The organism is Microcoleus sp. Pol12B4 (genome assembly GCF_036701385.1).
Lineage (GTDB): Bacteria > Cyanobacteriota > Cyanobacteriia > Cyanobacteriales > Microcoleaceae > Microcoleus.
Map to the genome: position 1 here is coordinate 1 of NZ_JAUBQR010000414.1, position 1,928 is coordinate 1,928.

1 pseudogene is annotated in these 1,928 nt (G+C 48.0%); it reads right to left on the reverse strand.

The annotated features are described in order from the left end of the window. Positions 1–615 precede the first annotated feature (615 nt). Positions 616–1,691: pseudogene (locus tag QUA38_RS28645) on the reverse strand (IS630 family transposase). Positions 1,692–1,928: the final 237 nt, after the last annotated feature.

Consider the following 1,928-nt stretch of genomic DNA (forward strand, 5'->3'; position numbering starts at 1 on the left):
TTTCTGTATTTTCAAAAGACGCACTGCTACCACCCCGGTTCCATTCCGAGCGAGGTTGTTAAATGCCCAGGTGGCGACTATATTTCCCATCTCACTGGAGTTAGACAATAGCTCGATGCCTCGAATCATATACAAATAAAAGCTCCTCTGATGTAGGAGCTTTTGTTTTAGGTTTTAAACAACTTGGACGGGCTAGCCAACAGTTCTACGCTCGGTTTGAGATGATGCTGTAAAGCAATCTAAGGCTTTGGGCACTCCTCGCCTCTGGAACAGTCTCAGACAGTCAGCCAATCACCAATCGGGAATTTCTTCAGGCGAGGAGTCCGCTTGGGCTTGTGACAGTTGGTGACGGGGCAACGGCTTTTCTGGGGTTGGGGGTGCTATATCAGGATATGGAAGTTTCCTGACGTAGGAAAGGGTAGAGAGTGCGGAGACGGCTCCCCTTATATCAGGTTCGGGTAATTACTTATAATATTAATTCGGGCGCTCGAACTTGAATTCGAGCGCTCGAACTTGAATTCGGGCGACCGAACTGGGATTCGGGCGCTCGAATTTTAATTTGCACGTCAGACCACTCCAGAGCCGCTCTGGGTGAGGACCTCGAACTCATTGAACTCAATTAATTGTCAACGGTCGGCGAGTTAAAGGCCACCAATGAAAACAAGTCAGTCCGCGAATCAAGTCTGGTTGACCGAGCAATTGCTGACAACGATAGACCAGCAGCTCTTCTAACTCGTCGAGATTTTGGGGTGAGCAATTGGCTACGACTTCATTAGTAAGTGGCCACAATCGTTCTGCTGGCTGTAATTCGGGAGAATGTGATGGCAGCTCAAACAAATCAATGCCTTCAGGAATCACTAGCTCTTGAGACTGATGCCATCCCGCTTGGTCAACGACCAGCAGCACTCGTTGATCTGGACCCCATTGAAACTCTCTAGCAAAATCAGCTAACACCCGATTAAACAGTTGGGTATTGACAAACGGCAGCAACCACCAATAAGTTTCTCCCGACTCAGGGTGGACACAACTATAAACCCACAGCCACTTGTATTGATGTTTGACCAGAGCGCTGGGTTGTTCCCCAACCTGCGTCCAGACTCGGCGCAATATTGGTAGCAGTCCCAAGCGATGTTCGTCCATTGCCCAAACTTCAATCTCTGCTTGAGGATATTTAGCTTGTAAAAACCTCAACTCGAAATGAAGTTTTTTTTCCACTGTTGCTGTTGACAGAGGTCTGTTTCCTGATGCTGCGGTCTGGGGACTTTCAAACGGTAGCCCATTTCCCGAAGATATTCCCATCCCCGATGACGACTGATCTGCTCTGGTGTCCACTCACTTAACCAATCAGCGACTTTGCGACCATTCCACAAACCACCATCGGGAGCAGGCCCGGATAGGACTTGCCACAGTTGCGCTCTTTGTAGGTCGTTGAGTTGAGGAGGTTGGCCACGATGCGACGAACGTTGATCGCTTAAGGCTTTTGCCCCCAATTGATTGTAGCGTCGCAGCAGTGGGTAAATCCAAATCCGGCTGTAGCCTGTAACTTGAGATACCGCTAGTGGGGTGTGACCCGAGGCGAGTAACCAGACGATCTGGTAGTGGCTGCGTTCGACTAATCCTGAACTTGTCCGGTAGCGAGTGTAGAGTTCCTCGACACTTAAGTGCGGTTCTAACTGGACTTTTTTTGGCATAGGGGGTTTGGCGTCCCTGTGAATCGGCTGCCCTTAATTATAACTAATTATCCGAACCTGATATTACTTGGTCGAGTCGCACTTCTAAGTATTTTTGGGCGTTGCTGAATCAAGGTATGAATACTGCCGGAACGGGAACATCCTGAAATTTTAGGTAATGTATAGCAATCCTAATTGAGTTGTGAACACCGATCTGATAAAATATAAAAAGCATAATAAACAGAGAATTGCCAAAAT